Genomic DNA, 25,148 nt, shown 5'->3' with positions numbered 1-25,148 from the left:
GCACAATTGAGATCTAATCGACAATATTTTTGGAAGGTGACGCTCCTACGCCCGAAGTAGGTGGCGTCCTATAGTCGAGTCGGGGCGGTCAACCTACAGTCGATATCACCATGACACGACACGACCCCACCCTCATGCACCGCGGCCTCATGGCCGTGCGTCGCCACTCCATCAAGCGCCTTCTCGACGGTGTTTTCGGCATCGCCAGGCTGCGTGACGGCCAGCAACGCGTGATCGACAGCGTCCTTGACGGCAAGGACACGCTGGCCATCATGCCCACGGGTGGCGGCAAATCGCTGTGCTACCAGATACCGGCCAAGATGCTCGAAGGGATCACGGTGGTCGTCTCGCCGCTGATCTCCCTGATGAAAGACCAGCTCGAGAAACTCGAGGAACTGGGCGTGCGCGCGGTGCAGGTCAACAGCTGTCTGAATGCTGAAGAAGAACATGCGGCGATCGCGGCGATCGAACAGGAAACCTGCGAGATCGTGTTCTGCACGCCCGAACGCATGGTCTCGCCCGAGTTCATCGCAACGCTGCAAAAGGTCAAGCTCGACATCGTCGTCATCGACGAGGCGCACTGCATTTCGCAGTGGGGGCATGACTTCCGCCCGGCCTATATTGGTCTGGGTGGAGCCATCGAAGCGATCGGCCGTCCGCCGGTGCTTGCACTGACGGCCACCGCGACCGATGAAGTCATTGCCGACATCAACAAGCAGCTGGGCCGCAAGCTCAATGTCATCAATACCGGCGTGTACCGCCCGAACCTGCATTACGCGGTGCAGCAGGTGACGAGCGTGGCCGAGAAATACCAGGCCGCGCTACGCCTGGTGCAGGCCTCCGAAGGCGTCGGCATCGTCTACGCTGCCACCGTCAAGGCAGCCGAAGACATGCTGGCCGTGCTCGAAGAAGCGGGTGAATCGGTCACCATCTACCACGGTAAACTGCCCGCCGCAGAACGCAAGCAGAACCAGGACCTGTTCATGGACGGCGAGCGCCGCGTGATGGTCGCCACCAATGCGTTCGGCATGGGGATCGACAAGTGCGATACGCGCTTCGTGATCCACCTGCAGATTCCGCCGAACCTCGAATCGTATTACCAGGAATCGGGCCGCGCCGGGCGCGACGGACTGGACGCTACCTGCACGCTGCTGTACCTGCGCGACGACAAGCGCCTGCAGCAGTTCTTCCTGATGAAGCACTACCCGTGTGCGCAAGAGCTGCAACTGGTGCATTGCACCGTGCGCGGGCTGGGCGACTCCGGTCCCGTGACCCCGGCGCGCCTCGAAGAAGCACTGGAAGATCTGGCCGAATCGAGCATCAAGGTCTGCATCAAGCTGCTCAAGGATGCCAAGCTCATTCGCCAGAACCGCAAGCTCGAATACACTGCCGCCAGCGCCGAGCCGAAGCCCGGTATCTTCGACAAGCTGGCCGCAATCTACATCCAGAAACAGGAGCACGACAAGCACGCGCTCGAACAGATGGTGGGTTACGCGGTCAGCGGCTATTGCCGCTGGAAGCTGATCCTCGACTATTTCGACGACAAAGTGGCAGGCTTCCAGAACTGCTGCAAGTGCGACAACTGCCTCAATCCACCCGAGCTGTCGCTGACCGAAGGCATCGAGATCCGTGACGACGAGTTCGACCATGAGCCGGCAGCCGCAGCACCGGTGCCGAAGTTCATCATCGGCGCGCACGCTTGTTCGGCCAAGTACGGCGAAGGTGTCGTGACTGCCGTCGCCGGCGACCAGATCACGCTTGATTTTGCCGATGGAGAAAGCCGGACCTTCATGGTCGACTTCCTCACCCCGGCGTAAGGATGGCCATGGGAGACATGGTCGTTGTCCGCAAGGAGGGCCTGTACTGCGTACCGGGTGATTTCTATATCGATCCATGGCGCCCGGTGCCGCGCGCCGTGATCACGCACGCGCATGGCGACCATGCGCGCGTCGGCCACGGCCACTATCTGGCTGCCGCGCCCGGCATTGGTGTTCTCAAGTCGCGCCTGGGAGACATCACGGTTGACGCGATGGACTACGGCCAGTCGGTCACCCACAACGGCGTGAAGATCTCGCTGCATCCGGCCGGCCACGTGCTGGGCTCTGCGCAGGTGCGCATGGAAGTTGGCGGGGAAGTCTGGGTTGCGTCGGGCGACTACAAGGTCGAGCCCGATAAAACCTGCGCGCCATTCGAGCCGGTGCGCTGCGACACGTTCATTACCGAATCGACCTTCGGGCTGCCGATCTACCGCTGGCAACCCGAGGCCGAGCTGATGGCCGAGATCAACGCCTGGTGGCGCAAGAATGCCGACGAGGGCCGTTGCAGCGTCGTGTTTGCGTACTCGTTCGGCAAGGCGCAGCGCATCCTGGCGGGGCTGGACGCGAGCATCGGCACGATCGTCTGCCACGGTTCGGTCGAGCCGCTCAACCGCGCTTACCGCGCTGAAGGTGTCGATATTCCACCGACCGTGCTGGTGACCGAGGTCGAGAAGGCGCTGCTGCGGCGCGCGATGGTGATCGCGCCGCCATCGGCCAGTGGCTCCACCTGGATGAAGCGCTTCGGCGACTACAGCGATGCCTTCGCCAGCGGCTGGATGCTGCTGCGCGGCGCGCGCCGCCGGCGCGGCGTGGACCGCGGCTTCGTGCTGTCGGACCACGCTGACTGGCCGGGGTTGATGAGCGCCATCAAGGCCACCGAGGCCGAGCGCGTGATCGTCACGCACGGCTCGATTCCGACGCTCGTGCGCTGGCTGAACCAGAACGGGCTGGAAGCGTCCGGTTTTGAAACCGAGTATGGCGATGAAGAGGCAGGCGAGGCTGCATCGGATGGCGCGCCGAAGGAACCGGCTACGCCTGAGGAACCGGTGGCGCCCGGGGAAACGATTGTGCCCCAGAAGTCGGCAGGAGCGGCCGATGCGTGAATTCGCCCGCCTGTACGCCGACCTCGACGAAACCACGTCGACCACCCGCAAGCTCGAAGCACTGCAAGCGTATTTTTCCAACGCCGCGCCCGAGAACGCCGCATGGGCCGTGTACTTCCTGGCCGGCGGCAAGCCGCGCCAGGCAGTGCCGACCAAACTGCTGCGCCAGTACGCGATCGAGTACGCGGTGCTGGACGAGTGGCTGTTCGACGAGTCGTACTCGGCCGTGGGCGACTTCGCCGAAACCATCGCGCACATCCTGCCACCGCCGACCGAACGCTCCGACATTGGCCTGGCCGAGTGGATGGAAGAGCGCATCGGCCCGTTGCGCGGCGCCGATCCGGGCCGCATCCGCGAGGCACTGTTCGGCTACTGGAACGAACTTGATTGGCGCGAACGCTTCCTGCTGGTCAAGCTGATTGGCGGCGGATTCCGCGTGGGCGTTTCGCGCCTGCTCGTCACGCGCGCGCTGGCGGCGATCGCGGCAGTGGACAGCAAGCTCATTGCGCAGCGCCTGATGGGCTGGACCGACGGACGCGTGAAACCGACCGCGGCCGGCTTCCTGCAACTGATCGCCGAGCAGTCGGCCGAAGAACACAAGCTGCGCGGCGGCCAGCCGTATCCATTCTTCCTGTCGCATCAACTGGCGGCCGAACCGGCGAGCCTGGGCGAGCCGTCTGACTGGATCGTCGAATGGAAGTACGACGGCATCCGCGCGCAACTCGTGCGGCGCGACGGCCAGAGTTTCCTGTGGTCGCGCGGCGAAGACCTGATCACCGAGCGGTTCCCTGAACTGGCTGCGGCGCGCCTGCCGGACGGCATGGTGCTCGATGGCGAAGTGCTGATCTGGCAGCCCAATGCGGCGATGCCGTCGCCGTTCGCCGATCTGCAAAAGCGCATCGGCCGCAAGACTTTGTCCGCCAAACTGCTGGCCGAACTGCCGGCCGTGCTGTGCTGTTATGACCTGCTCGAACTGGACGGCGTCGACCTGCGCGGCTTGCCGCAGCACGAGCGGCGCGCGCTGCTCGAAGTCGAAGTGGCCAAGCTCGATCAGCGCCAGTTGCGGCTGTCGCCGGTGGTCGAGGCCGACAGCTGGGAAGCGCTGGCCGAGCTGCGCGCCGGTTCGCGTGCGCGCAGCGTCGAGGGCATGATGCTCAAGGCGCGCACGGCGCAGTATGGCGTCGGACGCACGAAGGATGTCGGCACCTGGTGGAAGTGGAAAATCGATCCGTATGCCATCGATGCAGTGCTGCTGTATGCGCAGCCGGGCAGCGGGCGGCGCGCGTCGCTGTACACCGACTACACGTTCGCCGTATGGGACGGGGAGGGCGACGAGCGCAAGCTGGTGCCGTTCGCGAAAGCGTATTCGGGCCTGACCGATGCCGAGATCGGGCAGGTCGATAACGTGATCCGGCGCACGACCATTGAAAAATTCGGGCCGGTGCGGTCGGTGAAGCCGACGATGGTGTTCGAGATCGGCTTCGAGGGCATCGCGCTCTCGCCGCGCCACAAGGCGGGCATCGCGGTGCGCTTCCCCCGCATCCTGCGCCGGCGCACGGACAAACCGGTCGAAGAAGCCGACACGCTCGACACCCTGAAGGGTTTGCTGGAGGCGGCAAGGGCATGAGTCGCAATGAAGTCAAAGACCGGGTCGACGCATGGTTCGCCGGTCGTGGTTGGACGGTGTTTCCGTTCCAGCGCAATGTCTGGAAAGCGGCGCTGAAAGGCGAATCGGGCCTGCTGCATGCGAATACCGGCGCCGGCAAGACGTTCGCCGTCTGGTTCGCGGCGTTGCAGCGCGCGGGGCTGGCGTCGGGCCGTAACAAGGCGGGTTTGCGGGTTCTGTGGATCACGCCGATGCGGGCGCTGGCGGCCGACACGCAGCGCGCGCTGGAAGACTCCGCCGCCGAGCTGATGCCCGAGTGGCGCATCGGTGCGCGCACGGGTGATACGAAAGCCAGCGAGCGGGCGCGCCAGACGCGCAGCATGCCGGCCACCCTGGTGACGACGCCCGAAAGCCTGACGCTCATGATCAGCAATGCGGCGGCGCTGGAGCAGTTCCGCAACCTGGACATGATCATCGTCGACGAGTGGCACGAACTGATGGGCAGCAAGCGCGGCGTGCAGGTGCAACTGGCGCTGGCGCGGCTGCGGCGCTGGCGGCCCGAGCTCCTGGTCTGGGGCATCTCGGCGACGATGGGTAATCTCGACCTGGCGCGCCAGGTGCTGCTTGGCGCGGATGCGGGCGTGCTGGTCGAGGGCGACACGCGAAAGAAGATCGTCGTCGACTCCCTGATTCCCGAGAACGTGTCGCGCTTTCCGTGGGGCGGGCACCTGGGCCTGCAGATGCTGCAGCCCGTGATTGATGAGATCGAAAAACACGAGGCGACCCTTGTGTTTACCAATACCCGGTCGCAGTCCGAGATCTGGTACCAGAACATCCTCGAGGCACGGCCCGACTGGGCTGGCGTCATCGCGCTGCACCATGGCTCGCTCGATCGCGAGGTGCGCGAGTGGGTCGAGCTGGGGCTGAAAAGCGGCATCCTCAAGGCCGTCATCTGCACCGCGAGCCTGGACCTGGGCGTGGACTTTCTGCCGGTCGAGCGCGTGCTGCAGATCGGCAGCGCCAAGGGCGTGGCGCGCCTGCTCCAGCGCGCAGGGCGCAGCGGCCACGCGCCGGGGCGCGTCTCGCGCGTGACGCTGGTGCCGACCAACAGCCTCGAATTGCTGGAAGCCGCGGGCGCGCGCAAGGCGGTGGCGGCGCGCCGCATCGAGGGCCGCTACGTGCCGAACAAGCCATTCGACGTGCTGGTCCAGCATATCGTGACGGTCGCACTGGGCGGGGGCTTTCGCTCCGAAGAACTGTACGACGAAGTGCGCCAGGCCTGGTCGTACCGGCACCTGACGCTGGAAGAATGGCAGTGGGCGCTCGACTTTGTCGCGCGCGGCGGCCAGAGCCTGACCGTGTATCCCGAATACCGGCGTGTGCTGCCGGACGAGGAGGGCGTGTACCGCGTGCCCGATGCCGCCATCGGCCGCCGGCACCGGATGAGCATCGGCACCATCATGTCCGATGCGACGATCCAGGTGAAGTACATGTCGGGCGGGCGCATCGGCAGCGTCGAGGAATCGTTCATCTCGCGCCTGAAACCGGGGGACCGTTTCCTGTTCGGCGGGCGCATTCTCGAATTCGTGCGCGTGCACGAACTGACGGCGTTCGTGCGGCGCGCCACCGGTACGCGCGGGGCGATTGCGCGCTGGCAGGGCGCCAAGATGCCGATGTCGAACGAACTGGCGCACGCCGCGCTGGAAGAACTGCGGCTGGCCGATGCGGGCGTGTTCGACGGCCCCGAGATGCGGGCGCTGGCGCCGCTGATCGAGATCCAGCAGCGCTGGTCGGCGCTGCCCACCAGCGACACGCTGGTGCTCGAATCGATGAAGAGCCGCGAAGGGTATCACCTGTTCGTGTACCCGTTTGCCGGGCGTTCGGTGCACATGGGCCTGGCCTCGCTGATGGCGTTTCGCGTCGGGCGCGTGCAGCCGATCACGTTCTCGATTGCGATCAACGACTATGGTTTCGAGCTGATGTCGCCCGAGCCGGTGGACTGGACAGGCATGTTCGCCGCGTCCACCGGGGCGGGCGTGGCGCTGTTCGATACCGAGCGCCTGCTCGAAGACGTCATCGACAGTCTGAACGCGACGCAGCTGTCGCAGCAGCGCTTTCGCGAAGTGGCGCGCATCGCGGGACTCGTGTTCCAGGGGTATCCGGGTCAGCCGAAATCGAACCGCCAGTTGCAGGCGTCGTCGTCGCTGTTCTTCGAGGTGTTTCGCAAGCACGACGCCGGCAATCTGCTGCTGACGCAGGCCGAGCGCGAAGTGATGGAGCAGGAGCTGGAACTGACGCGCCTGCGCGACACGCTGCTCGAGCTGCACGCGCGTCGCGTGGCGTACCGCGAGGTCAAGCGCGCCACGCCGTTTGGCTTCGCGCTGATGGTCGAGCGTTTCCGCGAAAAAGTCAGCACCGAGAAACTGAGCGACCGCGTCGCGCGCATGGTGCGCGAACTCGAGAAAGCGGCCGCATGACGCATGCAACCATCCAGGTGGCGGGCGAGACGCTGCTGCTGCTGCCTGAGAAGGCCGTGTACTGGCCCGCCCGGCGCATGCTGATCGTCGCCGACATCCACTTCGGTAAAGCGGCGGCGTTTCGTTCGCTGGGCGTGCCGGTGCCGCGCGGGACAACATCGGAAAACCTGGCCGGCCTGGACGCGCTGGTCGCGCAGCACGATGCGCGCCACGTCGCGTTTCTTGGCGACTTCCTGCATGCGCGGGCGGCCCATGCCAGCTCGACCCAGCTGGCAATGCTGGCCTGGCGCGGGCGCCACCCGGACCTGGCCCTGACGCTCGTGCGCGGCAATCACGACCTGCACGCCGGTGATCCGGCCGAGGCGCTGGAGATCGAACTGGTCGATGAGCCACATGCGATCGGGCCGTTTGCGTTCTGCCACCATCCGGGCGTCGATGCGGCGGGCTATGGCCTGGCGGGCCACGTGCATCCGGTGTACGTGCTGGCCACGCGCTTCGATGCACTGCGCCTGCCGTGCTTTGTCGTCGGCACGCAGGGCCTGCTCCTGCCATCGTTCGGCGCGTTCACGGGTGGTCATGCGGTCAAGCCGGGGCCGGGCGACCGGATCTACGTGACCTCGGGCGATATGGTGCACGGCGTCGGCTAGCAGCTTCGTACGTCAGCGTACCGACCCGGCGCCGCGGTCGCGATAAGGTCGGACATGACTCAGCCGATGCCAGGAGAACACCGATGAAACTACGCCTCATGATGTGCACCATCGCCGCCGCCATGGCGCCCGCCACGGTACTGTTGACTGCCAGCGGTACTGCTCTGGCGCAGCCTGCGCCGCAAAGCCGTACTGTCACGCCGGCCACGCCGGCAATCAATGGCTTCAATGTCGAGGAAGTCGCGCGGCTCGACCAGGGTGTGCGCCTGCAGTTCGATCTGTACGGCACGCCGGGCGGCAATGTTACGCTGAACCTCGATGGCGCGAACCGTTCGCTGCACCTGACCGAAGTCGAGCCTGGCCAGTACACGGGTTCGTACGTGATCGGCACGCGTGACCGCCTGAAGGCCGACAGCCGCGTGACGGCCGAGCTGCGCATGGGGAACGAGGTCGCCACGAGCGTGCTGCGCGAGTCGCTCGTGCGCAGCGACGTGGCGCAGCCCGCGGACGACACGCGCCAGCTGGCCACGAAGGACGCCCGCATCGCCGCCGCCGCGCCCGGCGCGGCGCCACCGCCAGCCCCGCGTACGACCGAACGCCCGCGCGTGGCCCGTTACTGCACCAGCTGCGGCATTATCGAGAAAGTGGAAACCGTGCAGGGCGCCTTGCCCAATCCACGGCCATTGGCCAGCGACGCCACCGCGCGCCAGTACTTCCGCGTGACGGTGCGCATGAATACAACCGACACCACGCAGGTGCTGGAGTTTGCCAACAATCCAGGCTACCGCAACGGCGACCGCGTGCGCGTCAGCGATGGCGTGCTGACGCTCGACAAGCAAGAGTAATCCAGGCAGTACGTACCAATGACAACGCCCGCCATACTGGCGGGCGTTGGTCGTACCACGAGCCCGGGTCAGGCCGTGGCCAGCACCTGATCGTCGCCCGATTGATCGAGCTCGGCCTTCTGCTTGGCGCTGGCCTTGATGCGTGCACGCGACGGCGGCAGGCGGCGCAGCGTCTTGAGCGATTCGGCGTCCTTGATGCCGATCGTGCGCTGGTCGACGGTGATCATGCCGATCTCGTTGAAGGCCGACAGCGTACGGCTGACGGTTTCCAGCGTGAGGCCCAGGTAGCTGCCGATCTCGTGGCGGGTCATGCGCAGGTTGAACAGCTTGCTGGAATAGCCCATCGCGGCGAAGCGGTCGGCCAGCGAGACGAGAAAGCGTGCCACCCGCGCCTCGGCCGACAGGGCGCCGAGCATGCCGATCATCGTCTGTTCACGCACCAGCTCGCGGCTCATCACGCCGTACATCATGTTCTCGAGCTCGTTGTGCACGCGGCCCAGCGCGGTCAGTTTCTTGAACGGCAGCAGGATCAGATCGCAGTCGGACAGGGCCACCGCCTCGGACGCATAGTGGCGTGTGTGGATGCCATCGACGCCCAGCATGTCGCCCTTCATCGGAAAGCTCAGCACCTGCTCGTTGCCGAACTCGTCGATCAGCACGGTCTTGAGAAAGCCCGAGTTGACGATGTACAGGGTGTCGAAGGCCTGCCCGATCGTGTGGACGCGCTGGCCGGTCTTGAACTGGACGTGCTGGAACAACAATTCTTCGGAGCTTACCGAGACACTGGCCTGGATGCGCAGCAGGTCGCAGACTTCCTTGAGATTGGACCAGAGTCGTCCCTGGCGCTGGCGACCGGCCTCCATCGGGGAATGCAGGGTCGGCTGGGTGGCGTTGCGTTGTTCTGACGGTGGCTGAGACTGCATGCTCTTCTCCGGTAAGAAACTCAGGGTTTGAGGCGACCCCGGCGGCAGAGCCGATGGTGACGCACATCTGCCATGCCATTGATTGCTATCGGCTGACGCCGTGACTTGGATCGCGAGCAAGTCGAAACGGTGAATTCAGTATGCCAACACGAGCCCGGCACGACTATCAGCGTTGCCTGAATATGTAGGTAGGACAGATGGTAGGGTTGTAGGAATATTCCTACTATCCAGGGGTGTTGCCCGACTGGCGGAGAGGTAAAACAGGAAGTTCAGAACCTTGTTCCTGGACAAACGTATTCAAGGATGCAGTTGTTGTGCAACATCGCATGGCGACGATCGCAGGGGAGCGGCATATGCCGTATTCATGCTTTCATTGGCGAAAGCAGGCGGTGCGCGACAGCGTACTGGACCATTTCTGAGAGCGAACTCATCCCCATCTTCTGCATGATGCGGGTTTTGTGGGTGCTGACTGTCTTGACCGAGAGATGCAGACCATTGGCGATTTCTGTAATCGATTTCCCACCGACGAGATGGGAAAATACTTCAAATTCACGGTCAGATAACTGCTTGTGGAGCAATTGCTCGCTGGGGGCCATGATGTTGAGGGCCAATTGCTCCGCCACTTCCGTACTGATATAGGGGCGTCCGGAGGCAACCTTGCGAATGGCGCCCACCAGTTGCGTGCCTGCGCTCTCCTTCGTAAGGTAGCCCTGGGCGCCAGCCCGGATCGCGCGCACCGCGTACTGCTCTTCTTCGTGCATCGTCAGAATCAGGATGGCCAGCTTGGGCGCTTCGCTGCGCACCTGACGGATCAGGTCGACACCGCTGCGCCCGGGCATCGACAAGTCGAGCAACAGCAAATCGAAGCCGCCCTGGCGTACCAGGGCCAGCACTTCGAACCCATTGGTTGCTTCGCCGACAATGTCAACTTCTTCGGCGCCCTCCAGGATACGTTTGAGACCTTCGCGCATGATCGTGTGATCATCGGCGATGACAATTCTGACCATTTCGATTCCTCACACATTAAGAGTTTTCCTACCCCGAAAACCGTTGTTCAATTAAACACGGTTTATCGGGGCAAGTCCTGCTATCAACACTGCGGGTTGCCCTGGTGCTCTTTTGTGCGGAGTGATGACCGGTCGCGTCTGGTTCAGACGGCGGGTTCGGCAATCAGGCGGTGCACCAGCACGGGCTTGGCGGTATGCGACAACACCTTGTTCGTGACACTGCCCAACAACAGCTGGTTCCAGCCGCTGCGACCGTGCGAGCCCATGAAAATCAGGTCGCAACCATGCTCTTCGGCGACCTCGACGATCTTGAGGGCCGCCGTATCGGAAAATGCCGTCAGGCATTGGTGCGCGAGATTCGCGCTGGCGCACGAGCGTGTGATCCTGCCCATGTATTCCTCGCCCATCCGGCGCATCTGGGCCACGTATTCTTCTTCGCTGGGATAGGAGGGCGGGATGATTTCGACGTACACCGGGTACTGGTATTCGGGGGCGACGAACAGGGCCAGTACTTCAGCGCCCAACTGCTGGGCAAACTTGACGCCGGCGCAGGCCGTGTGCTGCGAGACGGCCGACCCGTCAGTTGTGATCAGAATTTTTCGGTACATGATGATTCTCCTCAGGGCCTCTCCATTCTGACAACTGTATGCCGAATGGCGGGTGTTGAAAATGCAAAGTGTTGAGCTTGCTCAAACGTCAGGTAACCGTCCCGATGCGACACTTTCTCACGGAAAACAACAGTGCGATCACAAAATACAACACCAAGCATATAAAAACGATCAGGAATTGCACGTTTTAATTGTCGCGGAACTAAGTTTTCATGCCCATTTTGTTGCATTGCCTTCTCTTAGATTTACCTACGGCAACCACGCTGATACACTCGCAGGCAACACTAGTCCCATCGATGGACCCGGAGATGACCGGCGCGATGGACGCAACACCCCCAGTATTGCAGAGCTGATTGCGAATTTATATTATGGAGAAGCAGGGATTATGACCAACGCCGCTGACGATTTCGACGCACTATTCGAGGAAGTGGCGGCGCAGCGCACCAGCGCCTCGCCAAGTCCTGCTACTTCCCCTGCTGCAGCGCCTGCCCCCGCGGCCGCTGCCAGCAACGATGAGGACGATCTCGATTCGCTGTTCGACCAGGTATCGGCCACTGCCGTATCCGCAGCACCGGTCGCCGCACCCGCTGCCGCACCCGCTGCAGCGGCAACCACCGCCACGGCCCCCGCTGCCGGCGAAGAGGGTACTGAAAACGGTGGCATGTTCGAGCGCCTTGGCGGCATCGTGCGCCTGCTGCACGATTCGCTGCGCGAACTGGGCTACGACAAGGCGCTCAATGAAGCGTCGTCGCAGATCGTCGATGCCCAGGACCGTCTCGAATACGTCGCCACGCTGACCGAACAGGCTGCCAACAAGGTCCTGAACACGCTCGACGAAGGCATGCCGGCCCAGGACGTGCTGTCGAAGCAGTCGAAGGACATGGAACTGCGCTGGGGCGACCTGTTCGATGGCAAGCTGAGCCTGGACGAATTCAAGGCGCTGGCCGGCGATTCGCGCCAGTTCGCCACCAGCGTCACGGCAGCCACCGAAGCCGAAAAAGCACGCCTGCTCGAAATCATGATGGCCCAGGACTTCCAGGACATCACCGGCCAGCTGATCAAGAAAGTGGTCAAGATCACGCAGGCCGTCGAGGGCGAACTGGCCCAGCTGCTGCGCGACAATGCACCGCCTGACATCAAGGAAAAGCTGGCGCAGAAGCAGGCAGTACCGGAACCACTGATGCAAGGCCCGTCAGTGCCGCAAGCGGCGCTGAACCAGGACAACGTTGACGATCTTCTTGCCGATCTGGGATTCTAATGGACGATATGCTGAAGGATTTCGTCGTCGAGGCGATGGATCTGGCGGTCAACGTCGAAGAGCACCTGCTGCGCCTCGAACGCGATCCCGACAACAAGGAAACCCTGAACGCGGTGTTCCGGTCGTTCCACACGATCAAGGGCGGCGCCGGCTTCATGGGCCTGCCTGCGCTCGTCGCGGCCTGCCACCTGACCGAGAACCTGTTCGATGCGCTGCGCACCGGCGCCGCGCCGGTCACGCCGATCGCGATCGAAGCAGCGCTGCAGGCATCGGGCTTCGTGGCCGACCAGCTGGGTGACCTGAACAACGGCACGCCGCCGGAAGGCCTGGCGCAGATGCCGGCCGACCTCGAACGCATCCTGATGGACGCGATCGAAGGCAAGGGCAACAGCGCACCGGCGCCAGTCGCCGCACCGGTGGCACCAGCGCCCGTCGCAGCCGCAGCTGCGCCGGTTGCTGCAGCCGTCGCACCGGTCGTCGGCGACGATGGCCTGGACTGGGTTGGCATGTACAACACCGTGGTACCGGCTGCCAGCGCTATCGCCGGCGCACCAGCTGTTGTTACCACCGTTTCTGCGCCCGTGGCCACCGCAGCGCCTGCAGTTGCGCAAGCCGCACCCGCAGCCGCCACCCCGTCCACGGCAGTCGCCACCACGACTGCCCCTGTCGCCGGCGGCAAAGGCTGGGACGGCACCGAACGCCGCAACGACGCCAAGCCGGTCGCCAATGCGCCGGCCAAGGACGAAAGCATCCGTATCGATGCGGTCAAGCTCGACGCGCTGCTCGAAGTGGCCGGTGAATCGGTCCAGGCCGCGAACCAGGCCGCCGTGCTGCTCGAACGTCTGCAGCAATTCAAGTTCGAAGGCCAGGCCGCAACGCTGATCGCCACGCTGGCCGAAACGCTGGAACGCGCCTCGCGCTATTCGGCCGAGCTGCAGCGCGCCACGCTGGCCACCCGCATGCAGCCGGTGGGTCGCCTGTTCCAGAAATTCCCGCGCCTCGTGCGCGAGCTGGCGAAAGACCTGGGCAAGGACGTCGAACTGACCATCGAAGGCGCCGAGACCGAAGTCGATCGCGTCGTCGTGGACAGCCTGTACGATCCGCTGGTGCACATGCTGCGTAACGCGCTGGACCACGGTGTCGAATCGCCTGCCGACCGCGTCGCCAACGGCAAGCCGGCCAAGGCCTTCATCCTGCTGAAAGCCTGGCAGGAAGCCAACAGCGTCATGATCGTGCTGCAGGATGACGGCAAGGGCATGGACCCGAGCCGCCTGCGCAAGATCGCCATGGACAAGGGCCTGATCGGCGAAAACGGCGCGCAGAGCGACGAAGATGCCTACCAGCTGGTGTTCCTGCCGGGCTTCTCGACCAAGGAAGTCGCTTCCTCGGTCTCGGGCCGTGGCGTGGGCATGGACGTGGTCAAGACGGCGGTGGAGAAGAACCGCGGCGCTATTCGCATCGAATCGCAGATGGGCAAGGGCACGCGCTTTGCGATCCGCCTGCCGATCGAACTGTCGATCGTGCCGACGATGCTGGTGTCGACCTCGGGCGCGCAACTGGCGCTGCCAATGGCGGTCGTCGAGCGCGTCGTCGAACTGCCGGACGAATTCGCCTGTGTCGGCGGCGCTCCGGTGCTGAAAGACCAGGGCCGTCCGCTGCCGGTGCGCTCGCTGGCGCTGGCGCTGGGCTACGAGGCCGGTTCCGAAAAGGTCGGTATCGTCATCAATGCACCACAACCGTACATCCTGGCGATGGAAGCGGTCGATGGCACGGCCGATCTGGTCATCAAGCCGATGACCGCACTGTCGGTCGAAGGCATCACCGGCACGGCGCGTTCGGCCGAGGGTGAACTGGTACTGGTCGTGGGCCTGTCGTTCCTGATGGATGGCTGCCGCAGCAGCGTGCGTCTGGCAGCGTAAAGCAACGCCAATGCCGCGCGGCGGCAAAAGCGCAGGGAAAAGCCCGGGTCACTGATCCGGGCTTTTTTTATTTGTGCATGGCAAAGCCCTTGCAAACTTAATTTGCCACATGTTATGGTCCTTGGCATAAACATGCGCTGCCCCGGCATGGTGCACCACAGCACAACTATGGCATAATCGAAAACCCGGCTGCCGGGCACCCTGTCCCGGCGACCGCGCGCACCCCCTGTGCGCCCTCACACCGCATCAATGGACTGACCATGCAAAAAACGCTCTACGACAAACTCTGGGATTCCCATGTCGTGCGTGCCGACGCCGATGGCACCACCGTCCTGTATATCGACCGGCACCTGGTACACGAAGTGACCAGCCCGCAAGCCTTCGATGGCCTGCGCGACGCTGGCCGCGGACTATGGCGGACATCGAGCACGCTGGCCGTGGCCGACCACAACGTGCCCACCACCGACCGCGCCCAGGGCATCGCCGACCCCACGTCGCGCCTGCAGGTCGAAACGCTCGATGCCAATGCCAAAGCGTTCGGTCTCACGTACTTCAACATGAACGACCTGCGCCAGGGCATCGTGCACGTGATCGGGCCGGAGCAGGGCGCCACGCTGCCCGGCATGACGGTCGTCTGCGGCGATTCGCACACGTCGACCCACGGCGCCTTCGGTTGCCTGGCGCATGGCATCGGTACCTCGGAAGTCGAGCACGTGCTGGCCACGCAAACGCTGCTGGCCAAGAAATCCAAAGCGATGCTGGTCAGGGTCGAGGGCGACCTGCGCCCCGGCGTGACCGCCAAGGACATCGTGCTGGCCGTGATCGGCCGTATCGGCACGGCTGGCGGCACTGGTTATGCGATCGAATTCGGTGGTTCGACGATCCGCGCGCTGTCGATGGAAGGCCGCATGACGGTCTGTAATATGGCGATCGAAGCGGGCGCGCGCGCCGGCATGGTGGCGGTCGACGACACCACGATCGCCTACGTCAAGGACCGGCCGCTCTCGCCCACGGCCGATCAGTGGGAACAAGCCGTGACCTACTGGCGCACGCTGCACAGCGACGACGGCGCCGCGTTCGACACGGTCGTCGAACTCGACGCGCACGACATCCAGCCGCAAGTCACCTGGGGCACCTCGCCCGAGATGGTGATCGCGATCGACGGTCGCGTGCCAAACCCGCTCGACGAACACGATCCGGTGCGCCGCGGCGCCATCGAAAAAGCGCTGGCCTACATGGACCTGGCGGCGGGCACGCCGATCGACGAAGTGGCGATCGACAAGGTGTTCATCGGCTCGTGCACCAACTCGCGCATCGAAGACCTGCGCGCCGCCGCCGATGTCGTGCGCGGCCGTCAGCGCGCGCCCAACGTCAAGCTGGCGATGGTGGTGCCAGGATCGGGCCTGGTGAAAGAGCAGGCCGAGCGCGAAGGCCTCGACCAGATCTTTTTGGCCGCCGGCTTCGAATGGCGCGAGCCGGGCTGCTCGATGTGCCTGGCGATGAACGCCGACCGCCTGGAACCGGGCGAACGCTGCGCGTCGACGTCGAACCGCAACTTCGAAGGCCGCCAGGGCCAGGGTGGCCGCACGCACCTGGTGTCGCCCGCAATGGCCGCCGCCGCAGGGATTGCGGGGCACTTTGTCGACGTACGCGCGCTCTGATGCGTTAAGGCGTATTGCGATCGATTCCACGACCAATTCCACGACCATTTTCTCGTTCAGGACATCATGAAAAAAGCTCTCGCACTCTCCCTCGTCGCCATCCTGCTGGCCGGCTGTAACACCGTTTCGGGCATCGGCCGCGATGTCTCGAAAGTCGGCCAGGTCGTGACCGGTGCCGGCGGCAAATAGGGCCCCCAAAATGGATAAGTTCACCGTACACGAAGGCCTGGTGGCGCCGCTCGACCGCGCCAACGTCGACACCGACGCCATCATCCCGAAGCAGTTCCTCAAATCGATCCGGCGCACCGGCTTCGGCCCGAACCTGTTCGACGAATGGCGTTACCTGGACCACGGCGAGCCGGGGCAGGACAACAGTGCGCGCCCGCTCAATCCCGATTTCGTGCTGAACCAGCCGCAGTTCGCGGGCGCGTCGATCCTCCTGACGCGCAAGAACTTCGGCTGCGGCTCGTCGCGCGAGCACGCGCCGTGGGCGCTGCAGCAGTTCGGTTTTCGCGCCGTCGTCGCGCCGAGTTTTGCCGACATCTTCTTTAACAACTGCTTCAAGATTGGCCTGTTGCCGATCGCATTGACCGAAGACGAAGTCGAGGCGCTGTTCCAGGCAGTCGGGCGCCAGCCGGGCTTCCAGCTGACGATCGACCTCGAACAGCAGCGCATCGGCACGCATGACGGCAGCCTGTCGTTCGGCTTTGCCATCGATGACTTCCGCAAGTACTGCCTGTTGAATGGCCTGGACGACATCGGCCTGACGCTGCGCCATGCGGACGACATCCGCGCCTTCGAACAACGCCATCTCGCGGCCCAGCCCTGGCTGGCCAACGCGATCTGATTGCAGCGCCGATACAAGAAACCAAAGCAAGAAACCAAAGCAAGAAACCAAAGCAAGAAACCAAGACAAGAAAGACGAGCATGAAGATTGCGATCCTGCCGGGTGACGGCATCGGCCCGGAGATCACCGCCCAGGCGGTCAAGGTATTGAACGCGCTCGGTGAGCGCTTCGAGATGGACACCGCCGAAGTGGGCGGCGCCGGCTACGCCGCGCATGGCCACCCGCTGCCCGACAGCACGCTCAGGCTGGCCAAGGATGCCGACGCGGTGCTGTTCGGCGCCGTAGGCGACTACAAATACGATGGGCTCGAGCGCGCGCTGCGCCCCGAGCAGGCGATTCTTGGCCTGCGCCGCGAACTGGGCCTGTTCGCCAACCTGCGTCCGGCCATCCTGTACCCGGAGCTGGCCGGTGCGTCGACCCTCAAGCCCGAGGTGGTGTCGGGCCTGGATATCCTGATCATCCGCGAACTGACGGGCGACATCTACTTCGGCAAGCCGCGCGGCGTGCGCGAATGCCCGGACGGTCTGTTCAAGGGCCAGCGCGAAGGCTTCGACACGATGCGCTACGCCGAAGGCGAAATCCGCCGCATCGCGCACGTGGCGTTCCAGGCCGCGCTGAAACGCGACAAACGCGTGACCAGCGTCGACAAGGCCAACGTGCTCGAAACGGGCCAGTTCTGGCGCGATATCGTCACCGACGTCCACAAGGAATACGCCGGCGTCGAACTCGATCACATGTACGTCGATAACGCCGCGATGCAACTGGTGCGCGCGCCGAAAAAATTCGATGTGCTCGTGACCGGCAACATGTTCGGCGATATCCTGTCGGACGCCGCCGCGATGCTGACCGGCTCGATCGGGATGCTGCCATCGGCTTCGCTCGACGCGAACAACAAGGGCCTGTACGAGCCGTCGCACGGTTCGGCCCCGGACATCGCGGGGCAGGGCGTGGCCAATCCGCTGGCCACGATCCTGTCGGCTGCGATGATGCTGCGCTTTACCTTTGGCCTGACGGAGCAGGCGGACCGCGTCGACAACGCCGTCAAGCGCGTGCTGGCCCAGGGCCTGCGCACACCGGACATTCACGAAGCAGGGTCCACCCGCGTGGGCACCGAAGAGATGGGCAATGCGGTCGTCGCGGCGCTCGGATAACACTGTAATCACACTGAAAGAAGACGATGAAATTAGTTGGTCTGGTAGGTTGGCGCGGCATGGTTGGCTCGGTCCTGATGCAGCGCATGCAGGAAGAGGGCGATTTCGACCACATCGAGCCGGTGTTCTTCACGACGTCGAATCCGGGCGGCGCCGCGCCGGCGATGGCGAAGAATGAAACCACCCTGAAGAGCGCGAGCGACATCGCCGAGCTCTCCAAATGCGAGATCATCATTTCCTGCCAGGGCGGCGACTATACGAGCGAGGTGTTCCCGCAACTGCGCGCGGCCGGCTGGAACGGCTACTGGATCGACGCCGCGTCCACGCTGCGCATGAACGACGACGCGGTCATCGTGCTCGACCCGGTCAACCGCGCCGTGATCGACGCGGCATTGTCGCGCGGCGTGAAGAACTACATCGGCGGCAACTGCACCGTGTCATGCATGCTGATCGGCCTGGGCGGCCTGTTCGAAGCTGGCCTGGTCGAGTGGATGACGTCGATGACCTACCAGGCAGCATCGGGCGGCGGCGCGCAGCACATGCGCGAGCTGCTCACCCAGTTCGGTACCATCAACAGTGCGATCAAGCCGCTGCTGGACAACCCGGCATCGGCGATCCTGGAAATCGACCGCACCGTGCTGGCCACCCAGCATGGTCTGTCAAGCGACGAAACCAAGCAGTTCGGTGTGCCGCTGGCCGGCAACCTGATCCCGTGGATCGACAAGGACCTGGGCAACGGCCAGTCGAAAGAAGAGTGGAAGGCAGGCGCCGAGACCAACAAGATCCTCGGTCGCGGCGCGGGCTTCGACGCCAAGCCCATTCCGGTCGATGGCCTGTGTGTGCGCATCGGCGCAATGCGCTGCCACTCGCAGGCACTGACGATCAAGCTGACCCGCGATGTGCCACTGGACGAGATCAGCGACATCATCGCTTCGCACAACGCGTGGACGAAGGTCGTGCCGAACAACCGCGAAGCATCGATGCGCGACCTGTCGCCGGCCGCCGTCACGGGCGGGCTGACCATCCCGGTGGGCCGTCTGCGCAAGATGTCGATGGGTGACGATTACCTGTCGGCGTTCACGGTCGGCGACCAGTTGCTGTGGGGCGCGGCCGAGCCGCTGCGCCGCATGCTGCGCATCGTGCTGGAGCGTTAAACGCCTTGTACACCGCGCTGGCTGCCTCGCGGCCAGCCCGTTATTTCCAGTTCGTCATCGCCGGTTGCATTCATTGCAACTACCATGTCTGGTGGTTATCGAACCCCGTAAAGGCATGTCTCACAGGCCACAAAATACCCCGTTCCCCCTGCTGTAAACGTGCGCATCGCTTGCGTGCCCTAGAGCATGATGTTATGTTGAGACTCCGGGAAACCGTCTTTCCCTCGGCCAACTAACTCGCTGCTCACTATGCATTTTTCGGAACAATCTCAGCTCATGGCACCTGCGTTGAAAACCCTCACTGCAGCGATCGCCAGCGCAGTGTTCGTCACTTCCGCCGCCAGTGCGGCCGGGCTTGGAAAATTGACCGTGTTGTCGGCACTTGGCCAGCCACTGCGCGCCGAAATCGTACTGACGACCAGCGCCGGGGAAGACCCGGCCAGCATGGCCGTCAAGCTGGCCACGCCCGAAGCCTTCCGCAGCGCGAACATCGACTTCAATCCGGCCCTGCTGTCGCTGCGTTTCGCCGTCGAGCAGCGCGGTGGCCGCCAGGTTATCCGCGTCGAGTCCAGCCAGCCGTTGAATGAACCGTTCGTCGACATGCTGCTCGAGCTGACCTGGAATAACGGGCGCCTGGTGCGCGAGTACACGTTCCTGCTCGATCCGGCCGAACTGCGCACGACGCAGCCGGCGCAGGTGGCTGGCAGCCCGGCGCCGCGCGCGGCGTCGCAGCCGGCGGCCGCAGCCCCTGCTGCCGCTTCTGCTGCACCGGCGGCTGACGCGGCCGAGCGGGCCCGCATCACTGCCGCACGCGAAGGCGCCCAGCGCCAGGCGGCGCAGCGCGATGCTGCCGCCGAAAGCACCTACCGTGTGCGGCGCGGCGATACGCTCAGTGGCATCGCCACCCGCGTGAAGCCGGCCCAGATTTCGCTCGACATGATGCTCGTGGCGCTGTACCGCGCCAATCCCGACGCCTTCATCGGCAACAATATGAACCGCCTGAAGTCGGGCCAGATCCTGAGCGTGCCCGATAGCGACGCGCTGCGTGGCGGCGCGAGTCAGAGCGAAGCGCGCGGCGTGGTCGTGGCGCATGCGGCGGACTTTGACGCCTACCGCAACAAGCTCGCCGGCCAGGTCGCCGCCAGCACCCCAGCCAGCGCGCCGCAGGGCGGCCAGAGCGCCACCGGGCGCGTGACCGCGCGGGTGGAAGAACAGCCGACCGCCGCCAACGAAGCGCAGGACAAGCTGCGCCTGTCGAAGGCCACGCCGGGCACCGGCGCCGCGCCGCAGGACGGCACCGCCAGCGTCGAAGACACGCTGGCCAAGCAGCGCGAACTCGAACAGGCCGAGGCCCGCGTCAAGGAGCTCGAAAAGAACGTCGGCGAACTGGAAAACCTGATGACGGTGCCAAGCCGCGCGGGCGCGGAAGCCGAGCAGGCTGCAGCGGCGCCCGTCGTGGCGACGCCGGCCAAACCGGTCACGCATCCACGTCTGAAAAAACCGGTTCCCGAACCGGAACCAGAAAAAGGCCTGGTCGACACACTGCTGGACAATATGCTCTACATCGCCGCAGCGCTGCTGGTGCTGCTCTTGATCCTGTTCGGCATCGCGCAGCGCCGCAAGCGCAATGCGAAGCCGGTGGCGCCGGCGCCGACCGAACCGTCGGTGCTGGGCGGGCAGGGCGCGAGCGCCCAGTCGCTGTTCGCCGAAAGTGGCGGCCAGAGCGTCGACACCAACAACAGCGTCTTCAACTCGAGCTTCGCGCCATCGGCCAGCCAGCTCGATACGAATGAAGTCGACCCGGTGGCCGAAGCCGACGTGTACATCGCCTACGGCCGCGACGCGCAGGCCGAGGAAATCCTGAAGGAAGCGCTGCGCACGCACCCGGACCGTCATCCGGTGCGCTTGAAGCTGCTCGAGATCTACGCCACGCGCAAGGATGCCCGCGCGTTCGAGGTGCAGGCGCGCGAGCTGCATGCGCTCACGAACGGCCAGGGCGACGACTGGGCGCACGCCGCGGCGCTGGGCCTGGGCATCGACCCGCAAAATTCGCTGTACGCAAACGCCGCGCCGGCTCCTGCGCAGACGCCTTCGGCGCAGGAGCGCAGCCAGCAGGCGATCCTGTCGCAGCAATACCAGGATGCGCTGCGTGCTGACGAGCCTTCCGCGATGTCGGGTACCAATGCGGGCACCAGCGCGGGCGTCGTCGCTGGCGCGACCGCTGCCGGTGCTGTCGCCGCTGCATCGGCGTTCTCGCTGTCGAAGGACGATACTGAGCAGACCGCAGCGCCGCATGCCGAGCCGGTGCCGGCGCCACGCCTTGATGACAACACGCTCGACTTCGACCTGGGTGGACTGGCTTTCGAGCCGGTTACGCACGACGAGACCCCGACGCCGGCGACCACGAGCCTGCCCGACCCGGATGCGACTGCCGTGCCTGACCTCGACTTCGACATGCTGCCGCCGGCAGCGGCGGCCACGTCCGCGTCGACACTGTCGACCGACGTCAACGACCTCGAATTCGACATGGACTTCGATGCGCCGCCTGCCGGGCAAACCGCTGCAGCCACCCCGGCCACCCCGGCCGTTCCGGCTGACCTGCGCGACGACTTCTCGCTCGACCTGACGCCGCAGCCGCAAGTGCAGGCCACGCCGGTCGACATGGCCGGCCTGGCCAGGGACTTCGACGGCTTGCCGTCGCTGCCGGCCAACCCGGCGCAGCCGGCGCCCGCCGCCGCCGCGCCGAGCGATCCGCTGTTCGATCTGGATTCGATGGACTTCGGCGCACCGGTCACGCCGGCCACGCCAGCGCCCGTGAATGATCCGCTGCCTGCCGTGCGCGGGACGTCGAACGCGAATGTGTCCGAAGATCCGCTGTTCGACCTGGACGCGATGGACTTCGGCCTGCCGGCCGAGCCGCGCGCTTCCGGCGGCGCCGAGCCGAAAGACTTCGCGGCCCGCCAGGACGATCCGTTCGACATGTTCGACCTGCCGGACACGCCGGCGCCCGTGCCGGCGCCCGAAGAATTGCCGGCGCCGCCGGTCAGCGATGCGCCGGCGCTGCAGCGCAATTCGCTCGACTCGCTCGACTTCGACCTGGATCTGCCGGCGTCGGCTATGGCCGATACGCCGCCGCCAGCGGCGTTCGATGCTGATCCGGTCGATGACACGGCGCCAGCCCCGGCGCCGCTGTCGCCCGAGCACATGGAAATGGAAACCAAGCTCGATCTGGCCGTGGCCTACCAGGAAATCGGCGACAAGGAAGGCGCACGCGAACTGCTCGATGAAGTCATCAAGGGCGGCAGCACCGAGCAGGTTGGCCGTGCCAGCGCGATGCGAGAGCTGCTGGCGTGACGCGGATTGTTCTGGGTGTCCAGTACATCGGCACCGGTTGGAACGGCTACCAAAAACAGCCGGAACGCAATACGGTCCAGGACCGTCTTGAAATGGCGCTCGAGAAGTTCGCCTGCACGCCGCTGGCCACCACGTGTGCCGGCCGCACCGATACCGGCGTGCACGCGATCGAGCAGGTGGTCCATTTCGACACCGATCTGGTGCGCCCGACCCAAGCCTGGGTGCGCGGCGTGAACACCTTCCTGCCCGATTCCATTGTCGTGCGCTGGGCCAAAGAGGTGCCGCTGGGCGAGGACGGGCTGGAATTCCACGCCCGCTTCTCGGCCCGCTCGCGCACCTACCACTATGTGCTGTACAACCATCCGACGCCATCGGCGCTGCTGTCGAACCGCGCCGGCTGGATGTTTCGGCCGCTCGATGTCGAGCGCATGATCGACGCCGCGCGCCACCTGATCGGCACGCACGACTTCTCGGCGTTTCGGGCCTCGAGCTGCCAGGCCAAAACCCCGGTCAAGGACATGCACGAAGTGCGCATCGAGCGCCATGGCGATATCATCGTCTTCACGCTGCGCGCCAGCGCCTTCCTGCATCACATGGTGCGCAATATCGTCGGCTCGCTCGTGTATGTCGGGCTGGGACGGCAAGAGCCGGACTGGATGCACGAGGTGCTCGAGAGCCGCTCGCGCGACGTCGCTGCGCCGACCTTCATGCCCGACGGCCTGTATTTCGCGAAGATCGAGTACGATCCTTGCTGGAAGCTGCCGCAGGAAGCGGTCGCGCCGCTGCCCTGGTTGTAAGGATACTCATGCAACGCACCCGTATCAAAATCTGCGGCATCACCCGCGAAGAAGACCTGAGCGCCGCTGTCGCGGCGGGCGCCGATGCCTTGGGCTTCGTGTTCTACCCGAAGAGCCCGCGCTATGTGACGCCAGCGCGCGCCGGCGCTCTGTGCGCCGGTCTGCCGCCATTCGTCAGCGGCGTCGCGCTGTTCGTCAATCCCACCCTGGCCGAGGTGCAGGAAGTCGCAGCGGCGATGCCGCTCGCGCTGATCCAGTTCCATGGCGATGAGACGGTCGAGCAGTGCGCGGCGATCGCGGCAGCTGTCCAGCGCCCGTTCATGCGCGCATTTCGGGTCAAGCCTGACACGATCCCTGGCACGCTGCTAGAATGTGAGCTTGCATACCGCACCGCCAGTCCATGGTTTTCAAGTCTTCTGCTTGACACCTACGTGGACGCTTATGGCGGGGCAGGAAAGGTCTTCGATTGGTCTCTCATCCCAAAAGAGCTCGCGCCTCGGGTCGTTTTGAGTGGTGGCTTGAACGTACACAACACCACTGACGGTGTCGTACGCGTTCGGCCTTTTGCCGTCGACATCAGCAGTGGTGTCGAAGCCGCAAAAGGTATCAAGGACGCCCGCAAGATGGCCGCGTTTGTCGCGGCCGTGCGGGCAGCCGATGCCACTATTCATAGCGAGACATACCATGCAGAACATCCCCTTCAAGGCAGCGCCTAACGCCGCCCCGCTGTTCAAGACCCCTGATTACGCCCTGCCGAACGCGCAGGGGCACTTTGGCCCTTACGGCGGCTCGTTCGTCGCCGAGACGCTGACGCACGCACTGGCCGAACTGAGCGAAGCCTACGCAAAGTACGCGCAAGACCAGGAATTCCTCGAAGAGTACCGCTACGAGCTGGCCCACTTCGTTGGCCGCCCGTCGCCCGTGTACCACGCGCGGCGCTGGTCCGAGATGGCGGGCGGCGCGCAGATCTACCTCAAGCGCGAAGACCTGAACCACACCGGCGCGCACAAGATCAACAACGTGATCGGCCAGGCGCTGCTGGCGCGGCGCATGGGCAAGCCGCGCATCATCGCTGAAACCGGCGCCGGCCAGCACGGCGTGGCCACGGCCACCATTTGCGCGCGCTTCGGCCTGGAATGCGTGATCTACATGGGCAGCGAAGACGTCAAGCGCCAGGCGCAGAACGTGTACCGCATGAAGCTCCTGGGCGCAACCGTGGTGCCGGTGGAATCGGGCTCGAAGACGCTCAAGGATGCGCTCAACGAAGCGATGCGCGACTGGGTCACGAACATCGAAAACACGTTCTACATCATCGGCACCGTGGCCGGCCCGCACCCGTATCCGATGATGGTGCGCGACTTCCAGGCGGTGATCGGCGAAGAGTGCCGCGTGCAGATGCCTGCGATGACGGGACGCCAGCCCGACTACGTCCTTGCCTGCATCGGTGGCGGCTCGAACGCGATGGGCATCTTCTATCCGTATATCGGCGAACCGGGCGTCAAGCTGGTGGGCGTCGAAGCGGCGGGGGAGGGCCTGGATTCGGGCAAGCACTCGGCCTCGCTGACCTCCGGCCTGCCAGGTGTGTTGCACGGTAACCGCACCTATCTGCTGCAGGACGAGAACGGGCAGATCATCGAGACGCATTCGGTGTCGGCGGGCCTGGATTATCCGGGCGTCGGGCCGGAACACGCGTGGCTGAAGGACACGCTGCGCGCCGAGTACGTGTCGATCACGGACGACGAAGCGCTGCAGGCGTTCCACGACTGCTGCCGCATCGAAGGCATCATTCCGGCACTGGAATCGTCGCACGCGATCGCGTACGCGGTGAAGCTGGCGGCAACGCTGCCGAAGGACCAGATCATCCTGGTCAACCTGTCGGGCCGCGGCGACAAGGACATGCACACGGTGGCGCAGCGGATGGGGCTTGATTTCGGCTGATGCCGGCGTCAACCATGCCATCCTGCCCCGGCCAGC

Annotated in this window: 20 protein-coding genes; 17 read left to right on the top strand and 3 right to left on the bottom strand. The window is 64.7% G+C overall.

What is annotated here, in order from left to right; genetic code table 11:
• Positions 1 to 110: 110 nt before the first annotated feature.
• The 6 genes from AC56LH_RS13355 to AC56LH_RS13330 all read left to right on the top strand — a co-directional run bounded on the left by AC56LH_RS13355 (position 111) and on the right by AC56LH_RS13330 (position 8,495).
• Entirely contained in the window at positions 111 to 1,817 is a 1,707-nt protein-coding gene (locus AC56LH_RS13355) for a RecQ family ATP-dependent DNA helicase (protein WP_499646740.1), read from the top strand.
• Between the two features lie 8 nt (positions 1,818 to 1,825).
• A complete protein-coding gene (locus AC56LH_RS13350) occupies positions 1,826 to 2,920 on the top strand; it encodes a ligase-associated DNA damage response exonuclease (protein ID WP_499646738.1) in 1,095 nt (364 codons plus the stop codon).
• Positions 2,913 to 4,547 carry an ATP-dependent DNA ligase gene (locus tag AC56LH_RS13345; protein WP_499646736.1) on the top strand — a complete coding sequence of 545 codons (1,635 nt, stop codon included), beginning with the start codon at positions 2,913 to 2,915 and terminating at the stop codon, positions 4,545 to 4,547. Before AC56LH_RS13350 ends, AC56LH_RS13345 begins: the two co-directional genes overlap by 8 nt.
• Positions 4,544 to 7,003: a ligase-associated DNA damage response DEXH box helicase gene (locus tag AC56LH_RS13340; protein WP_499646734.1), complete on the top strand. Its 2,460-nt coding sequence runs from the start codon at positions 4,544 to 4,546 to the stop codon at positions 7,001 to 7,003. Before AC56LH_RS13345 ends, AC56LH_RS13340 begins: the two co-directional genes overlap by 4 nt.
• Positions 7,000 to 7,650: a ligase-associated DNA damage response endonuclease PdeM gene (gene pdeM, locus AC56LH_RS13335; protein WP_499646732.1), complete on the top strand. Its 651-nt coding sequence runs from the start codon at positions 7,000 to 7,002 to the stop codon at positions 7,648 to 7,650. Before AC56LH_RS13340 ends, pdeM begins: the two co-directional genes overlap by 4 nt.
• Before the next feature lie 83 nt (positions 7,651 to 7,733).
• Positions 7,734 to 8,495 carry a hypothetical protein gene (locus tag AC56LH_RS13330; RefSeq protein WP_499646730.1) on the top strand — a complete coding sequence of 254 codons (762 nt, stop codon included), beginning with the start codon at positions 7,734 to 7,736 and terminating at the stop codon, positions 8,493 to 8,495.
• Positions 8,496 to 8,563: 68 nt separating this feature from the next.
• On the opposite strand, the gene AC56LH_RS13325 is transcribed toward AC56LH_RS13330, so the two are convergent.
• From AC56LH_RS13325 to AC56LH_RS13315, 3 genes are all read right to left on the bottom strand, one after another.
• A complete protein-coding gene (locus AC56LH_RS13325) occupies positions 8,564 to 9,358 on the bottom strand; it encodes a Crp/Fnr family transcriptional regulator (RefSeq protein WP_499582047.1) in 795 nt (264 codons plus the stop codon).
• A 422-nt stretch (positions 9,359 to 9,780) separates the two neighbouring features.
• The gene (locus AC56LH_RS13320) at positions 9,781 to 10,425 is read right to left on the bottom strand and encodes a response regulator (RefSeq protein ID WP_183555538.1); all 645 of its coding nucleotides are present in this window, start codon (positions 10,423 to 10,425) and stop codon (positions 9,781 to 9,783) included.
• A 143-nt stretch (positions 10,426 to 10,568) separates the two neighbouring features.
• Positions 10,569 to 11,033 (bottom strand): universal stress protein, encoded by a 465-nt coding sequence (locus AC56LH_RS13315; protein WP_499646728.1) that lies wholly within the window; start codon positions 11,031 to 11,033, stop codon positions 10,569 to 10,571.
• A 385-nt stretch (positions 11,034 to 11,418) separates the two neighbouring features.
• Here AC56LH_RS13315 and AC56LH_RS13310 point away from each other — a divergent pair, with 385 nt between their 5' ends.
• The 11 genes from AC56LH_RS13310 to trpB all read left to right on the top strand — a co-directional run bounded on the left by AC56LH_RS13310 (position 11,419) and on the right by trpB (position 25,112).
• Positions 11,419 to 12,291, top strand: coding sequence for a protein phosphatase CheZ (locus AC56LH_RS13310; RefSeq protein ID WP_499646726.1), 873 nt, complete (start codon positions 11,419 to 11,421; stop codon positions 12,289 to 12,291).
• Positions 12,291 to 14,210: a chemotaxis protein CheA gene (locus AC56LH_RS13305; protein ID WP_499646724.1), complete on the top strand. Its 1,920-nt coding sequence runs from the start codon at positions 12,291 to 12,293 to the stop codon at positions 14,208 to 14,210. Before AC56LH_RS13310 ends, AC56LH_RS13305 begins: the two co-directional genes overlap by 1 nt.
• A 260-nt stretch (positions 14,211 to 14,470) precedes the next feature.
• Positions 14,471 to 15,871, top strand: coding sequence for a 3-isopropylmalate dehydratase large subunit (gene leuC / locus AC56LH_RS13300; protein ID WP_499646722.1), 1,401 nt, complete (start codon positions 14,471 to 14,473; stop codon positions 15,869 to 15,871).
• Positions 15,872 to 15,937: 66 nt separating this feature from the next.
• Positions 15,938 to 16,060 (top strand): hypothetical protein, encoded by a 123-nt coding sequence (locus tag AC56LH_RS13295; protein WP_258835162.1) that lies wholly within the window; start codon positions 15,938 to 15,940, stop codon positions 16,058 to 16,060.
• A gap of 10 nt (positions 16,061 to 16,070) precedes the next feature.
• The gene (gene leuD / locus AC56LH_RS13290) at positions 16,071 to 16,718 is read left to right on the top strand and encodes a 3-isopropylmalate dehydratase small subunit (protein ID WP_499646720.1); all 648 of its coding nucleotides are present in this window, start codon (positions 16,071 to 16,073) and stop codon (positions 16,716 to 16,718) included.
• Positions 16,719 to 16,798: 80 nt separating this feature from the next.
• A complete protein-coding gene (leuB, locus tag AC56LH_RS13285) occupies positions 16,799 to 17,869 on the top strand; it encodes a 3-isopropylmalate dehydrogenase (protein ID WP_499646717.1) in 1,071 nt (356 codons plus the stop codon).
• Positions 17,870 to 17,895: 26 nt separating this feature from the next.
• Positions 17,896 to 19,023 carry an aspartate-semialdehyde dehydrogenase gene (asd, locus tag AC56LH_RS13280; protein WP_499646715.1) on the top strand — a complete coding sequence of 376 codons (1,128 nt, stop codon included), beginning with the start codon at positions 17,896 to 17,898 and terminating at the stop codon, positions 19,021 to 19,023.
• Between the two features lie 288 nt (positions 19,024 to 19,311).
• Entirely contained in the window at positions 19,312 to 22,377 is a 3,066-nt protein-coding gene (locus AC56LH_RS13275) for a motility hub landmark protein FimV (RefSeq protein WP_499646713.1), read from the top strand.
• On the top strand, positions 22,374 to 23,174 hold the full coding sequence (truA, locus tag AC56LH_RS13270; protein ID WP_499646711.1) for a tRNA pseudouridine(38-40) synthase TruA: 801 nt from the start codon (positions 22,374 to 22,376) through the stop codon (positions 23,172 to 23,174). Before AC56LH_RS13275 ends, truA begins: the two co-directional genes overlap by 4 nt.
• 8 nt (positions 23,175 to 23,182) lie before the next feature.
• The gene (locus AC56LH_RS13265) at positions 23,183 to 23,890 is read left to right on the top strand and encodes a phosphoribosylanthranilate isomerase (RefSeq protein WP_499646709.1); all 708 of its coding nucleotides are present in this window, start codon (positions 23,183 to 23,185) and stop codon (positions 23,888 to 23,890) included.
• Complete coding sequence (gene trpB, locus AC56LH_RS13260) at positions 23,859 to 25,112, top strand: tryptophan synthase subunit beta (protein ID WP_499646707.1); 1,254 nt, start codon at positions 23,859 to 23,861, stop codon at positions 25,110 to 25,112. The genes AC56LH_RS13265 and trpB overlap by 32 nt, the downstream gene beginning before the upstream one ends.
• Positions 25,113 to 25,148: the final 36 nt, after the last annotated feature.

The sequence above is a fragment of the Telluria sp. LT1R51-2 genome (assembly GCF_059685775.1).
Note: the sequence above shows the minus strand (reverse complement) of the source record. Positions and strands in the feature narration are given on the sequence as shown.

Excerpts from the sequence above, each read along its gene's own strand:
- AC56LH_RS13355 (WP_499646740.1), top strand. The coding sequence starts at position 111 with ATGACACGACACGACCCCACCCTCATGCACCGCGGCCTCATGGCCGTG.
- AC56LH_RS13350 (WP_499646738.1), top strand. The coding sequence starts at position 1,826 with ATGGGAGACATGGTCGTTGTCCGCAAGGAGGGCCTGTACTGCGTACCG.
- AC56LH_RS13345 (WP_499646736.1), top strand. The coding sequence starts at position 2,913 with ATGCGTGAATTCGCCCGCCTGTACGCCGACCTCGACGAAACCACGTCG.
- AC56LH_RS13340 (WP_499646734.1), top strand. The coding sequence starts at position 4,544 with ATGAGTCGCAATGAAGTCAAAGACCGGGTCGACGCATGGTTCGCCGGT.
- pdeM (WP_499646732.1), top strand. The coding sequence starts at position 7,000 with ATGACGCATGCAACCATCCAGGTGGCGGGCGAGACGCTGCTGCTGCTG.
- AC56LH_RS13330 (WP_499646730.1), top strand. The coding sequence starts at position 7,734 with ATGAAACTACGCCTCATGATGTGCACCATCGCCGCCGCCATGGCGCCC.
- AC56LH_RS13325 (WP_499582047.1), bottom strand. The coding sequence starts at position 9,358 with ATGGAGGCCGGTCGCCAGCGCCAGGGACGACTCTGGTCCAATCTCAAG.
- AC56LH_RS13320 (WP_183555538.1), bottom strand. The coding sequence starts at position 10,425 with ATGGTCAGAATTGTCATCGCCGATGATCACACGATCATGCGCGAAGGT.
- AC56LH_RS13315 (WP_499646728.1), bottom strand. The coding sequence starts at position 11,033 with ATGTACCGAAAAATTCTGATCACAACTGACGGGTCGGCCGTCTCGCAG.
- AC56LH_RS13310 (WP_499646726.1), top strand. The coding sequence starts at position 11,419 with ATGACCAACGCCGCTGACGATTTCGACGCACTATTCGAGGAAGTGGCG.
- AC56LH_RS13305 (WP_499646724.1), top strand. The coding sequence starts at position 12,291 with ATGGACGATATGCTGAAGGATTTCGTCGTCGAGGCGATGGATCTGGCG.
- leuC (WP_499646722.1), top strand. The coding sequence starts at position 14,471 with ATGCAAAAAACGCTCTACGACAAACTCTGGGATTCCCATGTCGTGCGT.
- AC56LH_RS13295 (WP_258835162.1), top strand. The coding sequence starts at position 15,938 with ATGAAAAAAGCTCTCGCACTCTCCCTCGTCGCCATCCTGCTGGCCGGC.
- leuD (WP_499646720.1), top strand. The coding sequence starts at position 16,071 with ATGGATAAGTTCACCGTACACGAAGGCCTGGTGGCGCCGCTCGACCGC.
- leuB (WP_499646717.1), top strand. The coding sequence starts at position 16,799 with ATGAAGATTGCGATCCTGCCGGGTGACGGCATCGGCCCGGAGATCACC.
- asd (WP_499646715.1), top strand. The coding sequence starts at position 17,896 with ATGAAATTAGTTGGTCTGGTAGGTTGGCGCGGCATGGTTGGCTCGGTC.
- AC56LH_RS13265 (WP_499646709.1), top strand. The coding sequence starts at position 23,183 with ATGCAACGCACCCGTATCAAAATCTGCGGCATCACCCGCGAAGAAGAC.
- trpB (WP_499646707.1), top strand. The coding sequence starts at position 23,859 with ATGCAGAACATCCCCTTCAAGGCAGCGCCTAACGCCGCCCCGCTGTTC.